This is a genomic window from Mycobacterium sp. (assembly GCF_049280035.1).
Lineage (GTDB): Bacteria > Actinomycetota > Actinomycetes > Mycobacteriales > Mycobacteriaceae > Mycobacterium.
In genome coordinates this window covers 1-8,219 of record NZ_JBAPPI010000380.1, presented here as the reverse complement: position 1 = coordinate 8,219, position 8,219 = coordinate 1, and the positions used below count along the sequence as shown (strand labels likewise).

General features: G+C 65.2%; 9 protein-coding genes and 1 pseudogene. 8 read left to right on the top strand and 2 right to left on the bottom strand.

Translation table 11 applies throughout. The features are described 5' to 3' along the window. The coding region (locus WAN71_RS12860; protein ID WP_422225699.1) for an adenylate/guanylate cyclase domain-containing protein at positions 1-723 on the bottom strand (723 nt) is incomplete at its 3' end. A 256-nt stretch (positions 724-979) separates the two neighbouring features. Between WAN71_RS12860 and WAN71_RS12855 the strand changes: the two genes are divergently transcribed. Both WAN71_RS12855 and gnd read left to right on the top strand, forming a co-directional pair. Continuing rightward, a complete protein-coding gene (locus tag WAN71_RS12855; protein WP_422225698.1) occupies positions 980-2,389 on the top strand; it encodes a glucose-6-phosphate dehydrogenase in 1,410 nt (469 codons plus the stop codon). Positions 2,390-2,404: 15 nt separating this feature from the next. After that, a complete protein-coding gene (gnd, locus tag WAN71_RS12850; RefSeq protein WP_422225697.1) occupies positions 2,405-3,427 on the top strand; it encodes a phosphogluconate dehydrogenase (NAD(+)-dependent, decarboxylating) in 1,023 nt (340 codons plus the stop codon). A gap of 19 nt (positions 3,428-3,446) precedes the next feature. Here gnd and WAN71_RS12845 read toward each other — a convergent pair whose 3' ends face one another. Then, positions 3,447-4,310, bottom strand: coding sequence for an alpha/beta fold hydrolase (locus WAN71_RS12845; protein ID WP_422225696.1), 864 nt, complete (start codon positions 4,308-4,310; stop codon positions 3,447-3,449). A 198-nt stretch (positions 4,311-4,508) separates the two neighbouring features. Here WAN71_RS12845 and WAN71_RS12840 point away from each other — a divergent pair, with 198 nt between their 5' ends. The 6 genes and pseudogenes from WAN71_RS12840 to WAN71_RS12815 form a co-directional block, all read left to right on the top strand. Further along, the gene (locus tag WAN71_RS12840) at positions 4,509-5,000 is read left to right on the top strand and encodes a VOC family protein (protein ID WP_422225695.1); all 492 of its coding nucleotides are present in this window, start codon (positions 4,509-4,511) and stop codon (positions 4,998-5,000) included. 263 nt (positions 5,001-5,263) lie between these two features. Then, positions 5,264-5,842 (top strand): mammalian cell entry protein, encoded by a 579-nt coding sequence (locus WAN71_RS12835; RefSeq protein WP_422225694.1) that lies wholly within the window; start codon positions 5,264-5,266, stop codon positions 5,840-5,842. Beyond that, a complete protein-coding gene (locus tag WAN71_RS12830) occupies positions 5,839-6,339 on the top strand; it encodes a hypothetical protein (RefSeq protein ID WP_422225693.1) in 501 nt (166 codons plus the stop codon). The genes WAN71_RS12835 and WAN71_RS12830 overlap by 4 nt, the downstream gene beginning before the upstream one ends. Positions 6,340-6,349: 10 nt before the next feature. Further along, positions 6,350-7,255: an alpha/beta fold hydrolase gene (locus WAN71_RS12825; protein WP_422225692.1), complete on the top strand. Its 906-nt coding sequence runs from the start codon at positions 6,350-6,352 to the stop codon at positions 7,253-7,255. An 86-nt stretch (positions 7,256-7,341) separates the two neighbouring features. After that, on the top strand, positions 7,342-7,695 hold the full coding sequence (locus tag WAN71_RS12820) for a DUF732 domain-containing protein (protein ID WP_422225691.1): 354 nt from the start codon (positions 7,342-7,344) through the stop codon (positions 7,693-7,695). 13 nt (positions 7,696-7,708) lie between these two features. Beyond that, positions 7,709-8,219 (top strand): annotated as a pseudogene (locus tag WAN71_RS12815) (DUF1298 domain-containing protein); the annotation flags it as partial.

The following is an 8,219-nucleotide window of genomic DNA, read 5'->3' as shown; positions in this document are numbered from 1 at the left end:
GCTGACGGCATCGCGCACGGTCTCGCTAACCAGGATCTCCCCGCCTCCGGCCTGCCCGGCCACTCGCGCCGCCATGGCGACGTTACGGCCGAACAGGTCGTCGCCACGGCGCACGGATCGGCCCAAGTGGATTCCGATCCGCACCCGAATGCCGTTGTGCCGCCTGCGTTGTGATTCTTTCTGCAGCGCGTGCTGCATGTCGATACCGCAGCGCACCGCCTGCTCGGCCTGCGCAAAGGCAATCATGAATCCGTCACCCTGGCTCTTCACCACATGCCCGGAGCGCTGCGTGACCAGCTTGCGGACCATCTTGTCGTGCTCACCGATCAACTTGACCCAGGCGCGGTCGCCGACCCGTTCGTTGAGCGCGGTGGACTCTTCGATGTCGGTGAAAAGAATCGCCACCTTGCCGTCCGCAGTGACCCGGGCCAGGTCCGGGCGTTCCACCTCGGCCCAATCGGCGAGATCTTCGATGGAGTTGCGCACCGCGGCGCCGAACCCTTCCTTGCGCACCAGGTTCGCGGTCTGCCACACGGTCTTGACCGCCTCCCGGCCGCCGGTCAAAAGCCAACTGCGGGGGTCGACGCGCTGGCGAAGTTCAGCGGCCTCCCGGCGACTCCGGGTGAGTGCTGCCCACACAAAGGCCAGCGCGGCGGCCTCGGCCGCCGCCAGGCCGCCCAACGCGTAGACCGCGAGCATCAGGTGGTCATGCATGCCTCGCATCTTTCCTGATGAGTGTTGTCCGTCCTAGTAACAGTGCCGAGTCTGCGGTGCGGGAATCCGGTCGTGAGCTGAAAGATCAACTGCGAAACTGCTTTTGGCCAACCAAGAAATTCCGTTGCCCCGGCTAGAGGTTTGGCCGGCCTGGCAAGCGGTTACTTGATGCCAAGCCTGCCGCGCCGTGAGTGGTTTGCTGCGTGTTGTCGGGCCCAACCGCAGTGTTTAGGGTTGGTAGTCGATTCTTTGTGGAGGTCCCCGATTGGCCGAATCTGGTGATCGCGGCTCAGACATGCTGGTGATCTTCGGCATTACCGGCGACCTGGCCCGCAAGATGACCTTCCGAGCCCTCTACCGCCTGGAGCGCCGGGAATTGCTGCAGTGCCCGGTGTTGGGCGTGGCCAGCGACGACATCAGCGCCGAGGAGCTGGTCAACCGGGCCCGCAAGGCGATCGCCGAGACCGGCGAAGACATCGACGACAAGGTGTTCGACCGGCTGGCGGACCGATTGTCCTACGTGCACGGCGACGTCACCGATGCCGGCCTGTATGACGAGCTGGCTGAGCGGGTCGGCTCCAAGCGCGACTGCTTGTACTACCTGGAAATGCCGCCGGCGCTGTTTGCCCCCATTGTCGAGAGCCTGGGCAAGGCCGGGCTGTTAGAGCACTCCCGCGTCGCGGTGGAAAAGCCCTTCGGACACGACCTCAAGTCTGCGTGTGAACTCAATGCCCGGCTGCATGCGGTGTTGAAAGAGGACCAGATCTTTCGGGTGGACCACTTCTTGGGCAAGCAGCCGGTCGTCGAAATCGAGTATTTGCGCTTCGGCAACCTGGCGCTCGCTGAGCTGTGGGACCGTCAGAAGATCTCGCAAATTCAGATCACCATGGCCGAGGACTTCGGCGTCGAGGACCGCGGCAAGTTCTACGACGGGGTCGGTGCCTTGCGTGACGTCGTGCAAAACCATCTGCTGCAAGTGCTCGCCGGAGTTGCGATGGAGCCGCCGGTCGGGCCGAGCGCAGACGACCTCAACGACAAGAAAGCCGACGTATTGCGTGCGATACCGGCGCTGGACCCGGACCGATGCGTGCGCGGGCAATACAGCGGCTACACCGACATCGACGGGGTCGCCAAGCGCTCGCAGACCGAGACCTTCGTCGCGCTGCGAGTGGAGATCGACAACTGGCGCTGGGCCGGGGTGCCGATCTTTTTGCGCGCGGGCAAGGCCTTGGCCGAACGGGTCACCGAGGTGCGGTTGCTAACGCACCGCGTTCCCGCGCTGCCTTTCCTGCCCGAGCGCAGGCAAGCCGAACCCAACCAGATTGTGCTGCGGATCGATCCAGATCCGGGCCTGCGCGTGCAGCTGACCGCGTTAGATGGCGGTCGCTGGCGCGACGTCCACCTGGATTCTTCGTTCATGCAAGACTTGGGCGAGCCGCTGACGCCCTACGAGCGCATACTGCATGCCGGGTTGACCGGCGACCGTCTGCTGTTCGCGCGGGAAGACAGCATCGAAGAGACCTGGCGCATCGTGCAGCCGCTGCTCGATACTCCCGGCAAGGTCCACCACTACGAAACCGGCTCGTGGGGGCCCGAGGAGGCCCGCGCGCTGCTGCGCGGTCATCGCGGTTGGCAACAGCCGTGGCTTCCCGGTAACCACCGTGCATCACAGTAAGGAGAACAAGACAACATGCAGCTTGGGATGATCGGCCTGGGCCGAATGGGCGCCAATATCGTCCGCCGCTTGGTCGACAACGGGCACGAATGCGTTGTGTACGACCACAATCCGGACGCGGTAAAGGCATTGGCCGGCGAAGACAAGATCACCGGGGTGTCGTCGCTGTCCGAACTGGTCGACAACCTCACAAAGCCTCGAGTCGTCTGGGTGATGGTGCCCGCCGGCGATATCACCACCGAGGCAATTAAGGAGCTGGTTAACACGCTGCAATCGGGCGACATCGTGATCGACGGCGGGAACACCTACTACCGCGACGACCTGAAGCATGCAAAGGCACTGTCTGAGAAGGGGATTCACCTCTTGGATTGCGGTACCAGCGGCGGTGTGTGGGGCCGCGAACGGGGCTATTGTTTGATGATCGGCGGCGACGACCAAGCATTCGCGCACGCGGAGCCAATTTTCGCCACCGTCGCGCCCGGCGTGGACGCGGCGCCGCGCACCCCTGGCCGCGACGGCAAGATCGCGCAATCGGAGAAGGGGTACTTGCACTGCGGGCCTAGCGGGGCCGGGCACTTCGTGAAGATGGTGCACAACGGCATCGAGTACGGGATGATGGCCTCGCTCGCCGAGGGGCTGAACATCTTGCGCAATGCCGACATCGGTACCCGCGTTGAGAAGGGCGACGCCGAAACTGCGCCGCTGTCGAATCCCGAGTGCTATCGGTACAACTTCGATATCCCCGATGTTGCCGAGGTATGGCGCCGCGGCAGTGTGATCGGCTCCTGGCTGCTGGATCTGACCGCGATCGCGCTACACGAATCGCCCGATCTGAAGGAGTTCACCGGGCGGGTCTCCGACTCCGGGGAGGGCCGGTGGACGGCCATCGCGGCGATCGACGAAGGAGTTCCCGCGCCGGTGCTCACCACCGCGCTACAGTCCCGCTTCGCCTCGCGTCGTCTCGATGACTTCGCCAACCAGGCGCTGTCGGCGATGCGTAAGCAGTTCGGCGGGCACGCCGAGAAGCCGGTGGGCTAGCCGCTATTTCGTAACTGAGTCAGCGCGTTACGAACGTCACCACGACGTCGCTGAAGGCGTCGTTATCGTCGCCGGCCGCGGTGTGTCCGGCTTCGGACAGTTCGACGAACTCGGCATTGGGCACCGTCGCCAGAAAATGCCGCACGCCTTCCGGGCTGACCACGTCGGATAGCTTGCCGCGGATCAACAGCACCGGAATCGTCAGGTCGGCGGCAGCGTGCTCGAACTTCTCGGTGCGCAGCTGCGGGTCGTCGCCAGGCTTGGTCATAAACGCCGGGTCCCAATGCCAGTACCACCGGCTGTCGCGCAGCCGCAGGTTCTTCTTCAACCCCTCCGGGCTGCGCGGCCTCGTCCGATGCGGCAGATACTCGGCGACGGCGTCGGCGGCCTCTTCCAGCGAGCCGAACCCGTGCAGACCGCTGAACATGAAGTCGCGGATGCGAGCGCTGCCGTTCTTCTCGAACCGCGGCACCACGTCGACCAGCACCAACCCCGTGACCTGATCGGGCCCGGCCTGATCGGCGACCAGGATGCCGGTCAACCCGCCCATGCTCGCTCCGATCAGCGTCACCGGCCGGCCGATCGCATCGAGCACCTGCATGACGTCAGCAGTCAACGTCTCGACGTCGTAGTCGGCGTCGGGTGCCCGGTCGCTGTCACCGTGCCCGCGACTGTCGAGCGCAACCACGTGGAATCCCTCATCGGCCAGCACCTGGCCGGTGTTTTTCCAGGAGAACCGATTCTGGCCGCCGCCATGCAGCATCAGGATCGTGGGCCGACCGGCCCCCGCGTCGGCGCCGCGGTTCCACTCGTCGGCGACCAGCGTGAGTCCATTGACGCCCGAATACTCGACAGTCTGCGGAGTGCTGCTCACAGTAGTCATGGGCGTCCTCTCGGGTGCTGATTGCCCGGCTCCTCCTCAGGCCGCTACGCGGCCTGCATCGTCGTCAGGCGAAGGTATCCGCCTGACGTTACCTACAGCACTTCGTGGACATTCACCCTGTCAACGCTCGGGGCGTCGATGAGTTTTCGCCGGCTGGCCGGTCTATCACTGAAAGCGACCAAAGACTAGGAGGCCGGTATGCCGTCGATTACGCCCTCACTGTGGTTCGACCACAACCTGGAGGAGGCCGCGACGTTCTACGCCTCGGTGTTCCCGAACTCGCACATCGAGAGCTTCAACCGGGCCACCGACGCGGGCCCCGGCGAGCCGGGCTCGATCTTGTCGGCCAGCTTCGTGTTGGACGGCAACCGGTTCATCGCGATCAACGGTGGCCCTCAGTTCCCGTTCAGCGAGGCGGTGTCGTTCACGGTCAGCTGCAAGGACCAGGACGAGGTCGACTACTACTGGGATCGGTTGACCGATGGTGGCGAGGAATCGCAGTGCGGCTGGTGCAAGGACCGATTCGGCCTGAGTTGGCAGATCATTCCGGACCGGCTCTACGAGCTGGTCAGCCACCCGGATCCGGCCCAGGCGACGGCCGCGACCCAGGCGATGTACGGCATGCGCAAGATCGTCATCGCCGACCTCGAGCAGGCCGCTGCGCAGGCGTCGCGCGAGCTGACTCGGTGAGCCTGCCGATCCGGTGCTCCCACATCGCTTCGAGGTAGGCCCGCACGTGCAGCTCGAAGATGCGCCGCGGGTCAGCCCCGGTCGCGGCTTCTTCCATCGCCGCCTCGATGCGGCGGTCGACAGCGGTGGTCATCTGCTCGAAGATCGCCAGAAATAATTCGCGCGCTCACCGGAAAAACTGGCAGTTCTGGAATATTGGGCACGTATACGGCGTCCGTCGACACCTACATTGGACGGTATCGACGTGCCGAACAGGAGCAAACATGCCAGACGATGCTGCTACCTCCGGCGGGGAGCCCGTCATGGATTCGCCAGGAGACCCCGTAGACGTCGTATACCCTGGGCCCATCCAACCCCCTACCCAGGTTGAGCGGATCGCGCTGGTCGCCGGCCTGGTGGCGGGTGTGCTGTTGGCAGGGCTGGTCGGCTGGCTGGGCTTCCGAGCGTATGAGGCCCACAACCTCGACACCCAGCGCAACCTTTTCGTGCAGGCGGCCAGCCAGGGCGCGGCGAACCTCCTCACGGTCGACTATCAGCACGCCGACGCCGACGCGCAACGGATCCTGAACTCGGCAACCGGCAAGTTCTACGACAGCTTCAGCCGCCGCAAGCAGTCGTACATCGACAACGCCAAGCGGACGCGATCGCAGTTGGTAGGCACCGTCACCGACGCCGGCCTGGAGACGCGAAACGGCGACCAAGGCCGGGTTCTGGTGGCGGTGACGGTGAAGTCGTCGGATCCCGCGCAGACACACCAGGAGCCGCATTTCTGGCGGATACGGGTCACGGTGCAGAAGACGGGCGACGTCGCCAAGGTCTCCGACGTGATGTTCGTGCGATGACGCAGCCACAAGGCGTCAACTGGTCGCGCGTACTGGTCTATGGCTTGCTTCCCGCGCTGGCATTGCTGCTGGCGATCGCCGCGGGTCTGCTCAAATGGAAGGACTCGTCGGTTCGCAACACCGACCTGGCTCGCAGCGAATCAGTCACGGCAGCAAGGGATTCCACCGTCGCGCTGCTTTCATTCCGGTTCGACACCGTGGAGCGGGACGTGGCGGCCGCGCGGCAGCGACTCACCGGCAAGTTCCGCGACGTCTACACGCAGCGGACGCAGGAGGAACTCATTCCGAATGCGAAAGAACAACACGTCGCCTCGACGGCCATCGTTCCCGGGGCGGCGTCGGAGTCGGCTACGCACAATCACGCGGTAGTCCTGGTATTCGTCAACCAGACGATCAAGATCGGTGACTCCGCGCCGGCCAATGCCGACTCCACTGTCCGGGTGACGCTGGACAAAATCGGCCAGCGTTGGCTGGTCTCGGACTTCGACCAGTTTTAAGGATCAGACGATGGCTGGACCCCGCTGGATCGATGTGCACGCGCCCGCCGTGGAATTGAAGGCCCTGACGTGGGGGCCACCCGACGGCCCGATTGCGCTGTGCCTGCACGGGTTTCCCGATACCGCTTACGGCTGGCGCAACTTCGCGCCGCGGCTCGCCGAGTCGGGCTGGCGAGTGGTGGCGCCGTTCATGCGTGGCTACGCCCCGTCGTCGATTCCGTCCGACGGGAGCTATCACATCGGGGCGCTGATGGACGACGCGCTGCAGGTGCGGTCGGCGGCCGGGGGCACCGACCGCGACGTGGTGATCGGACACGACTGGGGCGCGATGGCGGCCAACGGTTTAGCGGCGATGCCGGACAGCCCATTCGCCAAGGCCGTGATCATGTCGGTGCCGCCGGCTGCAGCGTTTCGCCCACTGAGCCGGCTGCCCGATCGGGTCCGGTTGCTCGCTCAAATCCCACCCCAGCTGCTGCGCAGCTGGTACATCAGCTACTTCCAATTGCCCTGGCTGCCAGAGCGATCCGCGTCGTGGGTGCTGCCACGGCTATGGCGACGATGGTCACCGGGTTACGACGCCAAGGAAGATCTGCGCCATGTCGACGCCGCGATCGGGACACCGGAGAGTTGGCGTGCCGCGCTCGGGCCATACCGGGCCACGATCCGCAACACCCGCCCGCCGATGCGGTACGCCGAACGCCACCGGCATTGGACATCGGCACCAGCGGTGCCGAGCCTGTACTTACACGGACGCGACGACGGCTGCATGACAGCGGATTTCGCGCACTGGACGGCGCGAGCGCTGCCAGACGGCAGCGATGTGGCCATCGTCGACCATGCCGGGCACTTCCTGCAGCTCGACCAGCCGGAGCGGGTTGCCGACTTGGTGTTGGGATTCATCGGCTCAGCCGGCTAGCGGTGGCTTCGGTCCGCACGGATCGCCGTCTTCGCCCTAGGGCTACCTGGGCTCGCGGTTTTCTGTGATGGGTGCCACACTCAACCATGACTGTAAATCCGTTCCGTCCGATTTTCGTCGCCGTCGCAGCTGTACTGGTCGCGGCAGGTGTCGCTCACGCCGACACGCTGGATGCCCAGTTTTTGGGATTGCTGTCGAATGACGGAATGAACGTCGGCCCACCGGATCGGTTGATCGCCCTTGCGCATGAACGGTGCGACAACGATGGTCTTTCTCGCGCCGACGTGTTTAACTTTCGATTCGGCGGGCACCCAAGCCCGTTCAGGGTCGCCATGTCGAAGATCGCCGCCGAGCTGCAAGCTCAGGGTTTGACGACTGAACAGGTGCGGCCGTTCATGCAAGATGCCATCACCGTGTATTGCCCCGGTGCGACGAATTGACGTGTCGGCCCGGATGACCGCGGCCGACGCGCAGTTCTACTGGATGTCGGCCAAGGTCCCCAACGACGCGTTTTTGCTCTACGCATTCGCCGGCGAGCCAACGGATTTCGCGCGCGCGGTCGACGATGTCCGCAGTCGAGCCCAGGCTTGCCGAGCCCTCACCGTCCGCGTCGAGGACGGTTCGCCGTGGACCTATCCGAGCTGGGTGCCGACGACGCTGGAGCCCGAACGGGTAATCCGCCACCAACTCGACGACGACAGCTGGCGTGGCTGCCTGGACGCCGCGGTCCGGCTCGCCGACGACCAGTTGGACAGCCGCCGGGCGCCGTGGCGATTGCACCTCTTCGCACCGGTGCACGACCTACCGGGCGGCACCGGCCCGGGCACGGTCGCCGTGTTGCAGGTCGTGCACGCGCTGGCCGACGGGACTCGCGGCTCGGCCCTGGCCGCCTGGCTGTTCGGCCGGGCGACTCCGGTGCCCAACGTCGTGCCGGCTTCGCCCGGCTTCCTGCCCTGGCGCGCAG